The 16,398-nt window shown below is 73.2% G+C and carries 18 protein-coding genes; 5 read left to right on the plus strand and 13 right to left on the minus strand.

The genetic code is table 11. From position 1 onward, the window contains the following. On the minus strand, window positions 1-271 hold a 271-nt coding region (locus ABD54_RS20205; protein ID WP_047871084.1), incomplete at its 3' end, for an LLM class flavin-dependent oxidoreductase. A 270-nt stretch (window positions 272-541) separates the two neighbouring features. Between ABD54_RS20205 and ABD54_RS28625 the strand changes: the two genes are divergently transcribed. Further along, window positions 542-700 carry a hypothetical protein gene (locus ABD54_RS28625; RefSeq protein ID WP_200904152.1) on the plus strand — a complete coding sequence of 53 codons (159 nt, stop codon included), beginning with the start codon at window positions 542-544 and terminating at the stop codon, window positions 698-700. Window positions 701-805: 105 nt separating this feature from the next. Here the strand turns inward: ABD54_RS28625 and ABD54_RS20210 are convergent, their stop codons facing one another. Beyond that, window positions 806-1,180: a hypothetical protein gene (locus ABD54_RS20210; RefSeq protein WP_047871085.1), complete on the minus strand. Its 375-nt coding sequence runs from the start codon at window positions 1,178-1,180 to the stop codon at window positions 806-808. A gap of 658 nt (window positions 1,181-1,838) precedes the next feature. Between ABD54_RS20210 and ABD54_RS20215 the strand changes: the two genes are divergently transcribed. Both ABD54_RS20215 and ABD54_RS20220 read left to right on the plus strand, forming a co-directional pair. Further along, window positions 1,839-3,281, plus strand: coding sequence for an amidohydrolase family protein (locus ABD54_RS20215; RefSeq protein WP_047871086.1), 1,443 nt, complete (start codon window positions 1,839-1,841; stop codon window positions 3,279-3,281). Window positions 3,282-3,415: 134 nt separating this feature from the next. After that, window positions 3,416-4,435: a LacI family DNA-binding transcriptional regulator gene (locus tag ABD54_RS20220; protein WP_047871087.1), complete on the plus strand. Its 1,020-nt coding sequence runs from the start codon at window positions 3,416-3,418 to the stop codon at window positions 4,433-4,435. A gap of 507 nt (window positions 4,436-4,942) precedes the next feature. On the opposite strand, the gene ABD54_RS20225 is transcribed toward ABD54_RS20220, so the two are convergent. Then, window positions 4,943-5,794: an SDR family oxidoreductase gene (locus ABD54_RS20225; protein WP_047871088.1), complete on the minus strand. Its 852-nt coding sequence runs from the start codon at window positions 5,792-5,794 to the stop codon at window positions 4,943-4,945. Window positions 5,795-5,894: 100 nt separating this feature from the next. On the opposite strand from ABD54_RS20225, the gene ABD54_RS20230 reads away from it, so the two are divergent. Both ABD54_RS20230 and ABD54_RS20235 read left to right on the plus strand, forming a co-directional pair. Further along, complete coding sequence (locus ABD54_RS20230; protein WP_047871089.1) at window positions 5,895-6,470, plus strand: TetR/AcrR family transcriptional regulator; 576 nt, start codon at window positions 5,895-5,897, stop codon at window positions 6,468-6,470. Between the two features lie 318 nt (window positions 6,471-6,788). After that, window positions 6,789-7,994 (plus strand): MFS transporter, encoded by a 1,206-nt coding sequence (locus tag ABD54_RS20235; protein WP_047871090.1) that lies wholly within the window; start codon window positions 6,789-6,791, stop codon window positions 7,992-7,994. Here the strand turns inward: ABD54_RS20235 and paaI are convergent. The 10 genes from paaI to ABD54_RS20285 all read right to left on the minus strand — a co-directional run bounded on the left by paaI (window position 7,991) and on the right by ABD54_RS20285 (window position 16,216). Further along, window positions 7,991-8,398 carry a hydroxyphenylacetyl-CoA thioesterase PaaI gene (gene paaI / locus ABD54_RS20240; protein WP_047871091.1) on the minus strand — a complete coding sequence of 136 codons (408 nt, stop codon included), beginning with the start codon at window positions 8,396-8,398 and terminating at the stop codon, window positions 7,991-7,993. The two genes, ABD54_RS20235 and paaI, sit on opposite strands and share 4 nt — an antisense overlap. Further along, window positions 8,395-9,498 carry a 1,2-phenylacetyl-CoA epoxidase subunit PaaE gene (gene paaE, locus ABD54_RS20245; RefSeq protein WP_047871092.1) on the minus strand — a complete coding sequence of 368 codons (1,104 nt, stop codon included), beginning with the start codon at window positions 9,496-9,498 and terminating at the stop codon, window positions 8,395-8,397. The genes paaI and paaE overlap by 4 nt, the downstream gene beginning before the upstream one ends. A 2-nt stretch (window positions 9,499-9,500) precedes the next feature. Further along, a complete protein-coding gene (gene paaD, locus ABD54_RS20250) occupies window positions 9,501-10,022 on the minus strand; it encodes a 1,2-phenylacetyl-CoA epoxidase subunit PaaD (protein WP_047871093.1) in 522 nt (173 codons plus the stop codon). Then, window positions 10,016-10,894: a 1,2-phenylacetyl-CoA epoxidase subunit PaaC gene (paaC, locus tag ABD54_RS20255; protein WP_047871094.1), complete on the minus strand. Its 879-nt coding sequence runs from the start codon at window positions 10,892-10,894 to the stop codon at window positions 10,016-10,018. The genes paaD and paaC overlap by 7 nt, the downstream gene beginning before the upstream one ends. 225 nt (window positions 10,895-11,119) lie before the next feature. Further along, on the minus strand, window positions 11,120-11,437 hold the full coding sequence (gene paaB, locus ABD54_RS20260; protein ID WP_047871095.1) for a 1,2-phenylacetyl-CoA epoxidase subunit PaaB: 318 nt from the start codon (window positions 11,435-11,437) through the stop codon (window positions 11,120-11,122). Further along, the gene (gene paaA / locus ABD54_RS20265) at window positions 11,434-12,408 is read right to left on the minus strand and encodes a 1,2-phenylacetyl-CoA epoxidase subunit PaaA (protein ID WP_047871096.1); all 975 of its coding nucleotides are present in this window, start codon (window positions 12,406-12,408) and stop codon (window positions 11,434-11,436) included. The genes paaB and paaA overlap by 4 nt, the downstream gene beginning before the upstream one ends. A 98-nt stretch (window positions 12,409-12,506) precedes the next feature. Continuing rightward, window positions 12,507-13,316 carry an enoyl-CoA hydratase-related protein gene (locus tag ABD54_RS20270; protein ID WP_047871097.1) on the minus strand — a complete coding sequence of 270 codons (810 nt, stop codon included), beginning with the start codon at window positions 13,314-13,316 and terminating at the stop codon, window positions 12,507-12,509. Window positions 13,317-13,320: 4 nt separating this feature from the next. Beyond that, window positions 13,321-14,214 (minus strand): 3-hydroxyacyl-CoA dehydrogenase family protein, encoded by an 894-nt coding sequence (locus ABD54_RS20275; RefSeq protein WP_047871098.1) that lies wholly within the window; start codon window positions 14,212-14,214, stop codon window positions 13,321-13,323. Next, entirely contained in the window at window positions 14,211-14,984 is a 774-nt protein-coding gene (locus ABD54_RS20280) for an enoyl-CoA hydratase/isomerase family protein (protein ID WP_047871099.1), read from the minus strand. The genes ABD54_RS20275 and ABD54_RS20280 overlap by 4 nt, the downstream gene beginning before the upstream one ends. Beyond that, window positions 14,981-16,216 carry a thiolase family protein gene (locus tag ABD54_RS20285; RefSeq protein ID WP_047871100.1) on the minus strand — a complete coding sequence of 412 codons (1,236 nt, stop codon included), beginning with the start codon at window positions 16,214-16,216 and terminating at the stop codon, window positions 14,981-14,983. The genes ABD54_RS20280 and ABD54_RS20285 overlap by 4 nt, the downstream gene beginning before the upstream one ends. Between the last annotated feature and the right edge of the window lie 182 nt (window positions 16,217-16,398).

Genomic DNA, 16,398 nt, shown 5'->3' on the forward strand with positions numbered 1-16,398 from the left:
TCTTGACCGGGTCGTTGGTGGTGATCAGCGTAGTGGAGGTGGACAGGACGAGCCGGTCGGTCCTGGCCGCGATGTAGCCGAGCATCGTGGTCGGTGAGGAGGCCACGAACGGCGGGTTGTGGTGCTCACCGGTGGCGAAGACGTCCAGGCCGACCTCCTCGGCCTTGAGCGCGATGGTCACCATCGCCTTGACGCGCTCGGCCTCGGTCGGCGTGCGGCCGGTGGTGGGGTCGGTGGTCACGTCGCTCACCGAGAAGATTCCGAACTGCATGGCCCGCTCCCCTAGGTATCTTCCAAAGAAGTAGTTTCCGATTAAACTATCATGCGGAACGCCCCGGGACCGCCCGGCATTCCCCCGCGCACGACGCCCGGTGGGCCCGCGTTCATCCACAGGCACGCTCCGTATCCACCGAATGTCACTCTCCCCTGGTATCCCTGGAGAAGCCGATAACGGCACGGTCACCGGGCGTCACGGCGACCGGAACGGCTGAACACGCGAAGGAGGAGGGCGCACACCCCCGGCCCGCGCGCCCGCAGCCCCATGGCCACCACCCTCGATCCCCGACGCCGCCTTCCCCACCAGGACCGAGACCGGACCGACCGCGATCCCGTGGTGCTCGCCGACGCGCTCGGCGACGTCATGACCGCTCTCACCGACGTCGACCCCGACCTGCTCGTCGTCGCCGACCCCCGGGCCTGAGCTCAGGGCGAACGGCCGCGAAGGGCCTCCGTGCCGGGGCGGTCCCCTCCGGCGGGACCGCTCCGGCGGTCAGCCGTGCGCCGCTTCGGCCCGGCGACGACCCGCTCAGGCGGGGAGCACGCCCTCGGGGTGCTCGGGCAGGAAGGAGCACACCAGCTCGATCGGACCGACGATGTGGGCGTTGAACGCGGCCAACTCCTCGGCGGGCACCCACAGCTCCAGGATCGTGCGCCCGCCGACCTGTCGCACCGGATAGCGGGAGGCGAAGTCCGCGTCCACGCGAAAGCGTGTGACGTGCCCCTCGCCGTCGCGTGGCAGGTTCCACTCGCGGGCGATGCGCACCGCGTAGTCCTCGTTGAGCACGGGGTAGAAGATCGGCTGCCCAGGCAGGCGCGGCGGCCACTCCCGCCAGCCGGAATCCACGACCAGGGCGAGTTCCGCGGGCCCGGTGGGCCGCCACAGGGTGAGGGTCGCGGGCATGGGAGCCGCCTCCTTGGGTAGAGCGTGGTCAGGAGCTTAGGAAGAGCGGGGACAATCCGCACCCGCTTTTTACCGGACGATCCGAAAATCGGTCCGTCCAGCGGGAACACCTCCTACAGACGAAGCGTTCTTACAGGTGAAGCGCCCCAGACCGACCCCGATCCCCACCACCCGCACCCGATCCGCAGGTCCTGTGAGGCGCACACCACAATCCATGCGCGGATGTCAGCGCTCGTGTCGGCAATGGGGGTTTCCGACACGTACTCAGCCGCTGCATCCGCCTTCCCAGCGGCCAGACCGCACTCAGTGCATCCTGGCCGCGCCCGCTGTGGCCCGCGTTGGGGGACGCGGGCCACAGCCATGTCCGGGGCCTTCCTCCCCCATCTCCCCCGCCGGGCCCGCGGTCCGTCCGCGCCCGGACGGGCTCCGGCACCCCACGATCACCAGAAGTGACACAGTGGGAGAACACACGCATCCCGCCCCTCCGGGCGCCCGGCCGTCCCCGAACGCCGGGCCGTACCGGCCCCTCCCCCTTCCTCCCGGCACCGGGGCCGCCGGGGGCGGGCCCGCCGCACGCCCGCTCGGCGGCCCCGCCGCGACGGCGGAGGCCCGGACCGGTCCGCGAGGGGCACACGGCGAAACGGCGAAGGAGCCCTCCTTGAACAGACCGAACGAGTTCCCCCAGGGCCGACCGGTGGTGCTGAGGGGCGGCACGGTGCTGCCCATGGACGACGCGCGCACGGTCCTGACCGACACCGACGTCCTGGTCGTCGACGACCGCGTGGCCGCTGTGGGACCGCGCCTGCCGGTACCCGACGGCACCGCGGAGATCGACGCCTGCGGCGGCCTGGTCATGCCCGGCATGATCGACACCCACCGCCACATGTGGCAGACCGCCATGCGAGGCTACGGAGCCGACTGGACCCTCTCCCAGTACTTCGTCTGGTACTACCTCGAACACGGCACGCGTTTCCGCCCCGTCGACGTGCACGCGGGCAACACTCTCGCCGCCGTGGAGGCCCTGGAGGCCGGGGTCACCACCGTCGTGGACTGGTCGCACGGCCTCCAGACCCCCGAACACGCCGACGCGGCCGCCGACGCGCTGCTCTCGGTCCCCGGCCGCCACGTCCTGGCCTACGGCGACATCCAGCGGGCGCCCGCCGAGTGGGCCGCCGGCCCCGAACTGCGCGCCTTCGTCGAACGCCACCGGGGCAACGACATGCTGGGCCTCCAGATCGCCTTCGACGTCACCGGTGACCCGGAGTTCCCCGAGAGGCCCGCCTTCGAGGCCGCCCGCGACCTGGGGTTGGCCGTCACCACCCACGCCGGGGTGTGGGGCGCCACGGGCGACGACGGCGTCCGGCTCATGCACGAGCACGGCTTCATGGGCCCCGAGACGGTGTACGTGCACGGCGCCTCCCTGTCCGCGGACTCCTACCAGCGCATCGCCGCCACCGGCGGATCTGTGTCGGTCTCCACCGAGAGCGAGCAGAGCGCAGGTCAGGGCTACCCGCCCACCTGGGCGATGCGCGCGCACGGCATCCCGGTGTCGCTGTCGGTGGACAGCAGCGTCTGGCAGAGCGGGGACCTGTTCAGCGCCATGCGCGCCACCCTGGGCGCCGACCGGGCCCGCGAGCACCAGGAGGCGCACGGGCGCAGCGACACCGTCACCCACAGCGCTCTGCGCGCCGACCAGGTGGTGGAGTGGGCCACCCGGGGCGGGGCCGCCGCCCTGGGCCGCGACGACCTGGGCCGGGTCGCGCCCGGCGCCAAGGCCGACCTCGTGCTGATCCGCAACGACGACTCGCCCGTGTCCTTCCCCCTGCTCAACCCCTACGGCCACATCGCCCTCCAGGCCCAGCGCGCCGACGTGCACACGGTCCTGGTGGACGGCCGGGTGGTCAAGCACGAGCACCGGCTGGTGGGCGTGGACCTGGCGGCCGTGCGCCGCGGCGTGGAGTCCACCGTCGAGCACCTGCGCGCCTCGGTCGGGGAGGAGGCCTGGTCCGAGGGGATGAACCCCGACATCCCCGAGTCCAAGGTGCTGGACAATCCCTACACCTACACCGATTACCGCGACTCCGGCACCCGCGGCCGGTGAGCGTTCCGCCCGCGCGGAGACCGGCCGGTGCCAGAATGTGGGTCCCGGCCGGTCCAGAGGCGTCGGCGGCCGGACCAGGAGGCGCGGCGTCCCCCGGGAGGGCACCGGGCGGCGGCGCGAACCGGAGGAGGCAGATGTCGGAGAACGGGGCGGGCGCCCATCGGCACCCGACGATGGCCGACGTGGCCGCGCACCTGGGGGTCTCGCGGCAGCTTGTCTCGCTGGTGCTGGGCGAGCGCCCGGGTCCGAGCGAGGGGACCCGTGAGCGGGTCCTGCGCGCCGCCGAGGAGCTGGGGTACCGGGCCGACACCGCCGCACGGCTGCTGCGCCGGGCGCGCAGCCGCCAGGTGGGCGTGCTCTTCGGCCTGGAGTACCCGATGGACGCCCACCTGGTCGAGGAGCTCTACCCCGCCGCCGCCGAACTCGGGTACGGCGTGGTGCTGAGCGCGATGGCCAGCACGCGCAGCGAACGCGAGGCGATCGACGAACTGGTGGGGCTGCGCTGCGAGGCGCTGATCCTGATCGGCCTGTCCGCGGAGGCGCCCGCGGACCTGGCGCGGGTCGCCGAACGGGTCCCCGTGGTGGAGATCGGCCAGCGCACCGGCGCGGAGGGGACCGACAGCGTGCGCACGGACGACGCCGTGGGCGTGGGCCGGGCCGTCGGGCACCTGGTGGAGCTGGGCCACCGGGACATCGTGCACGTCGACGGCGGCGGGCTCCCGGGGGCCGGTGAGCGCGCGCGGGGCTACGCCGAAGCGATGCGCGGGAACGGCCTGGGAGGGCGCGTCGAGGTCCTGCCCGGCGACTACTCCGAGGAGGCGGGCGCGCGGGCGGCGCGGGTGCTCCTCGCACGGGAGGCCCTGCCCACGGCGGTGGTCGCGGCCAACGACCTGTGCGCGTTCGGGGTGCTGGCGACCCTGGTCCGCGCCGGGGTGGGCGTGCCCGGGGAGGTCTCGGTGGTGGGCTACGACGACAGCCGGACCGCGCGGCTGTCCTTCCTCCAGCTCACGTCGGTGCGCCAGGACGCTGCGCGGATGGCGCGGCTCGCGGTGGAGTCCGCGTCCGAGCGCCTGGACGGCGGGCGCACCGAGAGCAGGCACCTGCTGCTGGAGCCCTCCCTGGCCGTGCGCGGCAGCACCGCTCCACCTCGCTGAGGCGCCCCCGGGGGCGGGCTCGGCGTCGAGAACTCCTGACGAAATGATCTTCGGGCCGGTTGGATCACTCCGGGACTGAAGAGCTGTGGGCGGTGATCGGGCCGTTGCCGCCCAAGGTGGAGCGTCGGACGCGGCATCCTGGGGCGCAAACGGCGTCCCGCTCGCCGCCGCCCCGGCTGGGGGCGACAGCGACGATGGCACCGGCTGATCCCTCTCCTCCGGGCCGTGCGGCCCGTTCGTGGAAAGCGCGGTCGGCCTCGACGCCGCCCCGACGCGGTGCAGGCCGACCGCGGCTACGACCACGACAGACACCGCCGGCTGGTCCGGGGCCTCGGGGTGAAGCCGCTGATCGCCCGCCTCGGCCCCGGGCACGGCTCCGGAGTGGGCACTCGACGGCCGGGTCGTGGAGCGCGCGTCCGCCCCGGGCTTCCGGACGCCGAAGTCGCGGAGACGCGTAGGGCCGTACCGGCAGCGGGACTTCTCCACGGGCCGTGCCGGTGGAGCGGATCAGTGGGTGAAGGCGACGGATTCAGCGAGGTCCTTCTGGGTCTCCAGCGCGGCGAGACGTTCGGTGAGTGCCGCGTGGACGGCGCTGTAGGTGTCGGCGCCGAGAGCCAGTCGCAGTGGCGGGCTCGGGTGGCGGGTGGTGTCGTAGACGGCGGCGGCGAGCTTGGCCGGGTCGCCGGTGAAGACGGTCTCGTCTGCGGTTTCCAGGTGGTGCCGGGTCTGGCCGACGGCGTTGTCGCGGTAGACGGCCGTTTCGGTGGTGTATCGCAGGGCCGAAGCGAAGCCGGTACGGGTGGCGCCGGGCTCGACCAGGGTGAGATGGATGTTGAAGTCGCAGACCTCGCGGCTGACGCTCTCGGTGAATCCCTCAAGCCCCCACTTGCCCGCGTGGTAGGAGCTGTGAGTGGGGATACCGACCTGGCCGCCCACGCTGGAGATCTGGATGATCCGGCCGCCGCCCTGCTCGCGCATCGGCTGCAGGAAGGCGCGGGTGATCACCATCGGCGCGAGCAGGAGGACCTCGATCTGGTCGCGAATCTGCTCGACGGTCATTTCCTCGGCGGCGCCCACCACCGCGTATCCGGCATTGTTGACCACGATGTCCACCGGCCCGGACCGCAGAGTCGTGCCGACCACCTCTTCCACCTCGGCCGGCCGCGTGAGATCGAGGATCTCGGTGGTCAGCCGATCGCCGTACGCCTCGCGCAGGTCTTCCAGGGCCGCCGGGCGGCGGACCGTCGCCGTGACGCGGTCGCCGCTTCGGAGGGCGTGCTCGGTGAGATGGCGGCCCAGCCCGCCGGAGGCTCCGGTGACGAACCAGTGGCGTGAGGCCTTGTCGGAGGGAGCGGGCATGGAGCCTCCTGAGGTAGAGTAATACCGGAATGTGTTCCGTTTACATTTAAGCGGAACGCATTCCGGAAAGCAACTGGAGGCCGACACCGAAGGAACCCGCATGCCCGCCACGCCCCGCCGCACCAGGAGTGACGCGCTGCAGAACCGGGAGCGCCTGCTCGAGGTCGCCGCGCAGGCCTTCGCCGAACAGGGGCTGGACACCGCGCCTGCCGCCATCGCCAAGCAGGCGGGCGTCGGCGTCGGCACGCTCTACCGGCACTTCCCGACCCGGGAAGTCCTCATCGACGCCGCCTACCGGCGCCAACTCAGCCAGGTGTGCGAGAAGGTGAACGACCTCCTCGCCCAGCACACGGCCGCCGAGGCCACCCGGATGTGGATGGAACACTTCATCGACTACGCCACGGCGAAGAGTGGAATGTCCGAAGCCCTCAACGCGGTCATCGCCTCCGGTGTCGATCCGTACTCCGACAGCCGCGCACTCCTGACCGACGCTGTCGCCGCCCTCCTCGCGGCCGGCGCCCGAGACGGAAGCCTGCGAACGGACGTCGCCCCGGACCACGTCCTACTCCTGATGGGCGGCATCGCCTATTCCGTGCAGCACGGCACCGAAGAGCAGGCCCGCCCGCTCGTCGACCTCTTCATGGACGCGCTGACCAAGGACTCGACCGCGAACTGAACCCGAACTCCCGGACCGGCACGCCAACGGGAGCACAGCCGCGGCCAGTTCGTCGAGTGGCCCCGTCGGCCCCCGCGAGGCCCTGGACACATGCCGCGCACCGAGTTCCGGGCGCGTTCCCCCAGGAACTCTAAGAGCCACATCACACGCGCGGACGGTTGGCACAGGTCCGGAGAAGTCCGACACTGGAATTGGCACGTGCCAAATCACCCTCCGCTGTCATCCGGCCCCGCCGGGCCCCGGGAAGCCCGAAAACCCCGCGACCCGCCTCGCCCGGTGCCCGTGAACCCCGACCGACCCTTCGAAGGGGACCCACCCATGCCTCTGGCCCTGCTCGCCCTCGCCGTCGGCGCGTTCGCCATCGGCACCACCGAGTTCGTGATCATGGGACTGCTGCCCGAGGTCGCCGCCGACCTCGACGTGTCGGTTCCGACCGCCGGATACCTCATCTCCGCCTACGCCCTGGGCGTGGTGGTCGGCGCCCCACTGCTCACCGCGCTGAGCACGCGGCTGCCGCGCAAGACGGCCCTGCTGGTCTTCATGGGGCTCTTCCTGGCGGGCAACCTCGCCACCGTCCTGGCCCCGTCCTTCGGCGCCGTGTTCGCCTCGCGGGTCCTGGCCGGGCTGCCCCACGGCGCCTACCTGGGGGTGGGTTCGCTGGTCGCGGCACACCTGGCCGGTCCGGGGCGGAGGGCTACGGGCGTCTCGCGGATGTTCCTCGGCCTGACCGTGGCCAACATCGTCGGAGTGCCCGCGGGCACCTTCCTCGGCCAGGCGATGGGATGGCACGCGGCGTTCCTGGTCGTGGCCGGGATCGCCCTGCTCGCCTTGCTCGGCGTCGCGGCGTTCGTGCCGCACCAGCCCGCGGCCGCCGGTACGGGCCTGCGCCACGAGATGCGCGAGCTGGGCCGCTCCCAGGTCGTCCTGGGCCTGGTCACGGCGGTCTTCGGGTTCGCCGGGGTGTTCGCCGTCTACAGCTACGTCTCGCCGATGATGACGGAGCTGGCGGGTATGTCCGCGTCCGGAGTCCCGATCGTCCTGGCGCTGTTCGGCACCGGCATGACCCTGGGTTCGCTGATCGTGGGTCCCCTGGCCGACCGGGCGCTGCGCCCGACGGTCTACGGTTCGCTGGCCGCGCTGGCGGTGGTACTGGTGGTGTTCACGGTGACCGTGCACAACCCCTGGACGGCCGCGGTGACGGTGGTGGTTCTGGGCGCGGTGGGGTTCGGCGTCGCCACCCCGCTCCAGGTGCTGGTGATGAACAAGGCCGCCGAGGCGCCGACGATGGCGGCGGCCTCCAACCACTCGGCGTTCAACCTGGCCAACGCCGCCGGGGCCTGGCTGGGCGGCATCGGGATCAGCGCGGGCCTGGGGTACACCTCACCGGCCGCGATCGGCGCGGTGCTGGCAGTGGTGGGCCTGGGCATCGCGGTGTTCGCGGGCGCCCTGGACCGCCCGGGACGGCGGCGCGACCGCGGGGACCGGACGGTGGCGGCCCCGTACCCGCCCCCTCCCGGCGGCTAGCCGCGCTGGGGAAGCGTGCGGCTGCGGCCCCGGAACTCGGCGACGACCTCCTCGCCCCGGCGCACCGTGACGTCGTACAGGCCGCTGCGGCCGAACACCGCCCGCTCGCAGGCGGTGGCCACCAGCACGTCGCCCTCCTTCGCCGGGGCCACGAAGGTCACGTCCGCCCCGGAGGCCACGGTCACCCCTCCCCCGCCCACGTTGCACGCGCACGCGAACGCGGTGTCGGCCAGGGTGAACACGAACCCGCCGTGGGCGATCCCGTGCCCGTTGAGCATCAGCGGCCCCACGGTCATCTCCACGACCGCCAGTCCGTCGCTGGCCTCGACCAGGCGCATCCCCAGGTTCTTGGACGCCATGTCCGCCTCGAACATCCGCCAGGCGGTCTCGTTGCGCGCGCTCACGCGTCGTAGTCCACGGTCACGGCGTCGGTCTCGGGCAGCGCCTGGCAGGACAGCGCGTACCCCGCCTCCACCTCGGCCCCGGTGAGCGCGTAGTTGCGCAGCATCCGCACCTCGCCCTCGCACACCTTCACCCGGCAGGTGCCGCACACCCCGCCCTTGCAGGCGAAGGGCAGGTCGGGCCGGTAGCGCTGCGCGGCGTCCAGCACGGGCACCCCGCGCGGCAGGGTCAGGGTGGTGGTGCGCCCGTCGAGCACGAGGGTCACCTCGCTGGCGGGCCCCTCCACACCGGGCTCCTCGTGGCGCGCCTGGGGCGGCGGCTCCGCGCCCTCCACGAAGAACAGCTCCTGGTGGATCCGCTCCCCCGGCACGCCCCGGCCCGAGAGCACCTCCCGGGCGTCGGTGACCATGCCGTACGGTCCGCACAGCCACCAGTGGTCGACGGCGTCCGCGGCCACGACCGTGTCCAGCAGCGCCTCCAGCTTGGCGCCGTCCAGGCGCCCGGTGAACAGCTCGGCCTCGCGCGGCTCGCGGGAGAGCACGTGCACCAGCTCGAAGCGCGTTCCGAACGCGTCCTTGAGGTCGGCGATCTCGTCGGCGAACATCACCGTGTCGCTGCGGCGGTTGCCGTAGAGCAGGGTGACGCGCGAGTCGGTGCGGCGCAGCAGCGAGGAGGCCATGGACAGCACCGGGGTGATACCGGAACCGGCGGCGACCATCACGTGGCGGGCCGCGGTGCCCAGGTCGGGGACGAAGCGGCCGGCGGGCGCGCCCACCTCCACCTCGTCGCCGGGGCGCACCTCGTTGACCAGCCAGTTGGAGAACAGGCCGCCCGAGACCAGGCGCACGCCCACGCGGGGCGCCTGGCCGACGGGGGCGCACACGGAGTAGCTGCGGCGCTCCTCCACGCCGTCCACCTCGCGGCGCAGGGTCAGCGACTGCCCGGGGGCGAACGCGTACTCCTCGGCCAGGTGGTCGGGGACGTCGAAGGTGACGGCGACGGCGTCGTCGCACAGGCGCTCGACGGCGGCCACGCGCAGCCGGTGGAACGCGCCCCGGCGGCGCGCGGCCGCGGGCGTGGTCTCGGTGACGGGTGTGGTCACGGTCAGATCTCCTTGACGTGCTCGAACGGTTCGAGGCAGGACCGGCATCGGTGCAGGGACTTGCAGGAAGTCGCCCCGAAGCGGGACAGCTCCTCGGTCCGGCCGGACCCGCACAGCGGGCAGCGCGGGGCGGTGCGGGTGGGCAGCAGGGTCAGCGGCACCGGTCCGGCGGCCCGCGCGGGCGCGCCGCCCGGCGGGGAGATGCCGTTCTCGGCGAGCTTGCGCCTGCCCTCGGCTGTGATCCAGTCGGTGGTCCAGGGCGGGTAGAGCTCGGTGCGCACCTCCACCCGGTCGAACCCTGCGCCGCGCACGGCGCGGTCCACGTCCGCGCGCATCTCGGCCAGGGCCGGGCAGCCCGAGTAGGTGGGGGTGATCCACACCGCGGCCGTTCCGTCGGCCTCGACCTCCACGCGGCGCAGGATGCCGAGGTCGGCCAGGGTGAGCATGGGCAGCTCGGGGTCAGTGACCGCGGCGGCGGCGTGCTCGGCGCGCTCGCGGTCGCGCTCCCGTGTGGTGGTCACCATGTCGCCTCCGGGTGCTCGCGGGCCACCTTCTGGAGTTCGTCCAGCAGGGAGGCCAGTTCTGCGGTGTGCTGCCCCCGGCGTCCGGCCAGGGCCGGCGCGGGGAAGGGCGCGGGGGTGTCCAGGCGCGCGGTGGTGAGCACCCGGGCCAGGACGGCGTGCACCTCCTCGCGCACGGTGGCCGGGTCCACGCCCACGCCCTGCCGGGCCATGCGGGCCTCGACGGGGTGGGTGGCGAACAGCTCGCCGGTGAGAGGCCACACCTCGGCGACGGCGGCGGTCATGCGCTCGCGGGAGTAGGGCGTGCCGTCGCCCAGGCGCAGGGCCCAGGAGACCGCGTACTCGCGGTGGTAGGCCAGCTCGTTGACAGCCTTGGCCGCGACGGCGGCCAGCACGGGGTCGCGGCTGTCGGCCAGACGGGCGAACACGGCAAGGCGGGCGCTGGAGAGCGCCAGCAGGGTGACGACGGCGCGGGCGAAGTCGCCTCGGGGCGCCTCGGCCAGGTGGACGTTGCGGAACTCGGCGGGGCCGCGCCGGTAGGCGAAGGCGTCCTCGTCGCGTCCGGTGCCGTCGGCCTGTCCGGCGCGGGCCAGCAGCAGGCGGGCCTGGCCGAGCAGGTCCAGGGCGATGTTGGCCAGCGCGACCTCCTCCTCCAGCTCGGGGGCGTCGGTCACCCAGTGGACGAGCCGCTGGGCCTGGACGAGCGCGTCGTCGCCGAGCATCTGGCAGTACAGCGCCAGGTCGGCTCCGTCGACCCCCTCGGGCAGGGTGGTGTCCACCCCGGCGAGGGCGTCGGTGAAGCCGGTGCCGAAGGCCCAGCGGGTGTCGCCGCCGTGCTCCTCGCTCAGGGCCGAGTAGATGTGGTCGCCGCTCAATGTTGTTTCCTTTGGCCTCGTGTGCGCCGGTCGTACCGTCGCTCCAGGGTCTGCTTTCGAACCGGTCTCGGCTTGCGGGGGTTGGTTCGGGCGCCCACGGGGTTCTGGAGGGGCCGGAGGCGGGTTCGTGAGGAACGAGCGAACCCGCCGTAGGCGCCGAAGGTTCCCGTGCTTCGGGCGCCCGGACACGGACCGAAGCGAAGCGGAGGTCCCAAAAAACACGCCCTAGATGTGCGGGACGTCCTCGGGGATGGGGTAGAACGTCGGGTGGCGGTACACCTTGTCCCCGCTGGGCGCGAAGTAGGGGTCCTTCTCGTCGGGGCTGGAGGCGGCGATGTGCTCGGCGCGCACCACCCAGATGCTCACGCCCTCGTTGCGGCGGGTGTAGAGGTTGCGGGCGTTGTGCAGGGCCATGTGGTCGTCGGGGGCGTGCAGCGAGCCCACGTGGACGTGGTTGAGGCCGCGCTTGCCCCGCACGAAGACCTCGTAGAGCGGCCACTCGGGGCGGGCCGCCCCGGAACCGGCCGTGCTGTGGTCGCTCATACCGCTGCCTCCTCGGCGCTGGCGTGCTTGCGGGCGTAGGCGGTGGCGGCCTCGCGCACCCAGGCGCCCTTCTCGTGGGCGGCCCGGCGGCGCTGGACGCGCTCGGCGTTCTTGGGTCCGGAGCCGGAGACGACCTGTTTGAACTCCACCCAGTCGGGCTCGCCGAAGTCGTGGTGGCCGCGCTCGGCGTTCCAGGCCAGCTCGGGGTCGGGCAGGGTGACGCCGAGCTTCTCGGCTTGGGGGACGGTCATGTCCACGAACTTCTGGCGCAGGTCGTCGTTGGTGTCGCGCTTGATGCCCCAGGCCATGGACTGCTGCGTGTTGGGCGAGTCGGCGTCGGGCGGGCCGAACATCATCAGCGACGGCCACCACCAGCGGTCGACGGCGTCCTGGACCATGGCCCGCTGTTCGGGGGTGCCCTCCATCATGCGCATGAGCAGTTCGTAGCCCTGGCGCTGGTGGAAGGACTCCTCCTTGCAGATGCGCACCATGGCGCGGGCGTAGGGGCCGAAGGAGCTGCGGCACAGCGGGACCTGGTTGCAGATCGCGGCGCCGTCCACGAGCCAGCCGATGACGCCCACGTCGGCGAAGGTCAGCGACGGGTAGTTGAAGATCGAGGAGTACTTCTGGCGGCCCTCGATGAGGCGCTCGGTCAGGTCCGCGCGGTCCACGCCCAGCGTCTCGGCGGCGGCGTACAGGTACAGCCCGTGCCCGGCCTCGTCCTGGACCTTGGCCAGAAGGATGGCCTTGCGCCGCAGGCTGGGCGCGGAGGCGATCCAGTCGCCCTCGGGCTGCATGCCGATGATCTCCGAGTGCGCGTGCTGGGAGACCTGGCGCACGAGCGTCCTGCGGTAGCCCTCGGGCATCCAGTCCCGCGGCTCGATGCGCTGGTCGGCGGCGATCCTGGCGTCGAACTCGGCTTGGAGGAGGTCGGCGTCGGGGGACGCCTCCCGGACCGTCTGGGTGCTCACTGGTTTCTCACCTCATTCATAACCGAACGTTCGGTCAGTAATTAGTATCCCCGGATTCCCCCGCCCGGGCAAGTCCGCCGGGCGGGGAAACCGCCAGCTCAGCTCCCGGAGAAGGTCGGCTTCTCCTTGGCCAGGAACGCGCGGACCGCTCCGACGTGGTCGGCGGTCTGTCCCAACTGGTTCTGGAGGTCGGCCTCCTCCTCCAGCAGTTCGGGCAGCTCGCGCCCGCCCACCGCGGCCGAGCGCACCTCGCGCTTGGCCGCCACGAAGGCGCTGGTGGGCCCGGAGGCCAGGCCCGCGGCCACGGCGTGGGCGCGCGCCTCCCAGACGTCGTCGTCCACGACCTCGGTGACCAGTCCCAGCTCCAGGGCGCGCTCAGCGCCCACGACCGTGCCCAGCAGCATCAGCTCCATGGCCCGGGCCTGGCCCAGCGAGGCCACCAGGCGTGAGGCCAGCCCGGAGTCCGAGGCAAGGCCGATGCCGGTGAAGGCGGTGCCGAACTTGGCCCGGCGGGCCGCGATCCGCACGTCCCCGGCCAGGGCGAAGCCCAGGCCCGCGCCCACGCAGGCGCCGCCGACGCCGACCACGACCGGCACCCGGACGTCCTCCAGGGCCAGCACGATGCGGTTGTAGTGCTCGCGCACGGTGTCCAGCGCGTCCTGGGGGCGCTCCTCCAGGATCCGCGCGTGCTCGGCCAGGTCCTGGCCCACGCAGAATGCCCTGTCCGAGCCCAGCAGCAGCACCGCGCGGGCGGTGGTGGACTCCGCCGCCCGGCGCAGGGCCGCAAGCAGCTCCTCCTTGACCCTCCGGGTCAGGGCGGGCGTGTTCAGCCGTACCGTGGCCAGCCCGTCGGCCTCGGTGAACTCCGCCGCCGCAGGTGCCTGTCCGGCCGCCGTGTCCTCGCTCAACGCTCTACTCTCCCTTGTCCCAGGTGTGGAAGCCCTGTCCGCTCTTGCGGCCCAGCCTTCCCTCGGCGACCATACGGCGCAGCAGCTCCGGAGGCGCGAACCGGTCCCCCAGTTCGGCGGCCAGGTACTCGGCGATGGCGAGGCGCACGTCCAGCCCCACCAGATCGGTCAGGCGCAGCGGCCCCATCGGGTGGCGGTAGCCCAGCTCCATCGCGGTGTCGATGTCGGCGGGCGAGGCCACGCCCTCCTCGACCATCCGGATGGCCTCCAGACCCAGCATGACGCCCAGGCGGCTGGTGGCGAACCCGGGCGCGTCGCGGACCACGACCTCGGTCTTGCCCAGGGCCGCGACCCAGGCGCGCGCCGAGGCCAGGACGGCCTCGTCGGTGTCGGGGGCCACGACCAGCTCCACGAGCTTGGAGGCGGGGACGGGGTTGAAGAAGTGGGTGCCCAGGAAGCGCGCGGGCCGCTTGAGGGCGGCGGCCAGCTCGGTGACCGACAGCGAGCTGGTGTTGGAGGCCAGGACGGTGTCCTCGCCCACGGCGGCCTCGGCGGCGGTGAGCACGGCGATCTTCAGCTCGGGCCTCTCCGGCACGGCCTCCACGACCAGACCGGCGTCGGCCGGGATGTCGGCGGGGGTGGTGACCGTGCGCAGCCGGGCCAGGTAGGCGGCCGGTTCGGCGTCGATCCTCCCGCGCTCGCGGGCCCTGTCCAGCCCGGCCGCCACGCGGGCGCGACCGGCCTCAGCGGCTTCGGCGGCGGCCTCGACGAGCACCACTTCGGCGCCTTGGGTGAGGAACTGCTGGACGATCCCGGCGCCCATGGTGCCGCCGCCGACGACGGCGACGGTGGCGGGTACGCCCCGCGCGGCGCCGCTCCCCTGCTCGGTGGTGCTCAACGCTTCTTCCTCTCCAGGAAACGGGTCATGCGCTCGTGCTTGTCGGCGCTCTCGAACAGCACGGCCTGCGTCAGGTCGTCGGCGAGCGGGTGGGGCCCGTCGGCGTCCAGGACCATCTTGGTCATGCGCAGGGCCAGCGCGGAGGAGGCGGCCATGCGGTCGATCAGGGCGTGGGCGCGTTCGCGCAGCTCCCCGGAGGGCACGACCTCGGCGACCAGGCCGTGCCGCAGCGCGGCCTCGGCGTCCAGGCGGTAGCCGCCCAGCAGCACCTGCTTGGCCACCGAGGCGCCGACCAGTTCCCGCAGCCGCCAGCACGCGCCCGCCCCGGCGATGATGCCCAGTCCCGGTTCGGGCTGGGCGAACACGGCGGTGGGGGTGGCGATACGGATGTCGCAGGCGTAGGACAGCTCGGCGCCGCCGCCCAGGGCGTAGCCGTCCACGGCGGCCACGGTGGGCGCTCGGAGGCGGTGCAGGCGTTCGAACAGACGGCTGTTGATCCCGGCCAGCGCCTCCTCCCGGCCGCGTTCGCGCAGCTCGGAGATGTCGGCCCCGCCCGCGAACACGGTGCCGTGCCCGGTCAGGAGCAGGGGCCTGGGACCGGCCTCGATCCGCTCGCACACCCGGTGCAGCTCGGCGATCATCGTCGCGTTGATGGCGTTGCGGGCCTCGGGGCGGTGGAGCTGGACCACCACGCGGTCCTCGCGCCACTCCACGTCCAAGGTGGTGAAGTCCCCGGCGCCCCGGTGCGCGGCGGACCCGTCCGCGCTCACGGGCGCTCCACCAGCAGGGCGACGCCCTGGCCGACGCCCACGCACAGGGTGGCCAGGCCGCGGGCGGCGTCCTCGCGCTCCATGCGGTTGAGCAGGGTGACCAGGATGCGGGCGCCGGAGCTGCCCAGCGGGTGGCCCAGGGCGATGGCTCCGCCGTCGGCGTTGACACGCTCCTCCTCCAGCTTGAGCTGGCGCATCACGGCCAGGGACTGGGCGGCGAAGGCCTCGTTGAGCTCCACGGCGCCGATCCCGTCCAGGTCCCACCCGGCGCGGCCGAGCACCTTGCGGGTGGCCGGGACCGGCCCCAGGCCCATGACCTGGGGAGCCACCCCGGCCGAGGCGGAGGCGACCACGCGGGCGCGGGGGGTGAGGCCGTAGCGGCGCACGGCCTCGGCGCCGGCCAGCACCAGCGCGGAGGCGCCGTCGGAGAGGGAGGAGGAGTTGCCCGCCGTGACGATACCGCCCTCGCGGAAGACCGGACGCAGCCCGGCCAGGCTCTCCATGCCCGTGCCGGGGCGCGGGCCCTCGTCGGCGGTGACCTCGCTGGTGCGGCCCTTGCGTCCGCGCACGGTCACGGGGACGGTCTCGGCGTCGAAGCGGCCCGCCTCTGCGGCGGCGACCGCGCGCTCGTGACTGCGCAGCGCGAAGGCGTCGCACTCCTCGCGGGTGAGCCCCTCCAGAAGCGCGACCTCCTCGGCGGTCTCACCCATGGACAGGGTGTAGCGCAGGTCGTCGGGGCCCGCGTCGGCGGGCGCCCCGGCGTCGGCCGCGGCGAAGCGCGGGTTGGTGAAGCGCCAGCCCAGGGATGTGTCGGCGACCTCGCCCGGCTTGGCCCAGGGGGTTCCGGGCTTGGCCATCACCCAGGGGGCGCGGGTCATCGACTCCACGCCGCCCGCGACCACCACGTCGGCCTCGCCCGCGCGGATGGCCTGCGCGGCGGAGGCGACGGCGGTCAGGCCGCTGGCGCACAGCCGGTTGACGGTGTAGCCGGGCACGCTCGGGTCGAGCCCGGCCAGCAGCGCCGCCATGCGCGCGACGTTGCGGTTGTCCTCGCCCGCCTGGTTGGCGGCCCCCAGGACGACCTCGTCCACGGCCTCGCCTGGCACCCCAGCGCGGCGGACCGCCTCGGCCACCGCCGTGGCGGCCAGGTCGTCGGGGCGCACCGCTGCCAGGGCGCCGCCGTAGCGGCCCTGGGGGGTTCGCACCCCGTCGACCAAGTAGACCTCGCTCACGTGCGGCCTCCCGTGGTAAAGACGGTGGTCGGGGCCACCGTCGCCTGTGAAATCATCGACACTTCTCCTTGACACGGCTGCCCGGAGACTGCGTTAATGCATTAGTAACCGAACGTTCGGTCAGTAAGCAAGTCAGTCCGGTCCGCGACGGACCGCGCCGCCACGAGATCAGCGCACCCGCC

Source organism: Nocardiopsis sp. RV163 (assembly GCF_001029525.1).
GTDB lineage: Bacteria > Actinomycetota > Actinomycetes > Streptosporangiales > Streptosporangiaceae > Nocardiopsis > Nocardiopsis dassonvillei.

Excerpts from the sequence above, each read along its gene's own strand:
- ABD54_RS28625 (WP_200904152.1), top strand. The coding sequence starts at position 542 with ATGGCCACCACCCTCGATCCCCGACGCCGCCTTCCCCACCAGGACCGA.
- ABD54_RS20210 (WP_047871085.1), bottom strand. The coding sequence starts at position 1,180 with ATGCCCGCGACCCTCACCCTGTGGCGGCCCACCGGGCCCGCGGAACTC.
- ABD54_RS20220 (WP_047871087.1), top strand. The coding sequence starts at position 3,416 with ATGTCGGAGAACGGGGCGGGCGCCCATCGGCACCCGACGATGGCCGAC.
- ABD54_RS20225 (WP_047871088.1), bottom strand. The coding sequence starts at position 5,794 with ATGCCCGCTCCCTCCGACAAGGCCTCACGCCACTGGTTCGTCACCGGA.
- ABD54_RS20230 (WP_047871089.1), top strand. The coding sequence starts at position 5,895 with ATGCCCGCCACGCCCCGCCGCACCAGGAGTGACGCGCTGCAGAACCGG.
- ABD54_RS20235 (WP_047871090.1), top strand. The coding sequence starts at position 6,789 with ATGCCTCTGGCCCTGCTCGCCCTCGCCGTCGGCGCGTTCGCCATCGGC.
- paaD (WP_047871093.1), bottom strand. The coding sequence starts at position 10,022 with ATGGTGACCACCACACGGGAGCGCGACCGCGAGCGCGCCGAGCACGCC.
- paaB (WP_047871095.1), bottom strand. The coding sequence starts at position 11,437 with ATGAGCGACCACAGCACGGCCGGTTCCGGGGCGGCCCGCCCCGAGTGG.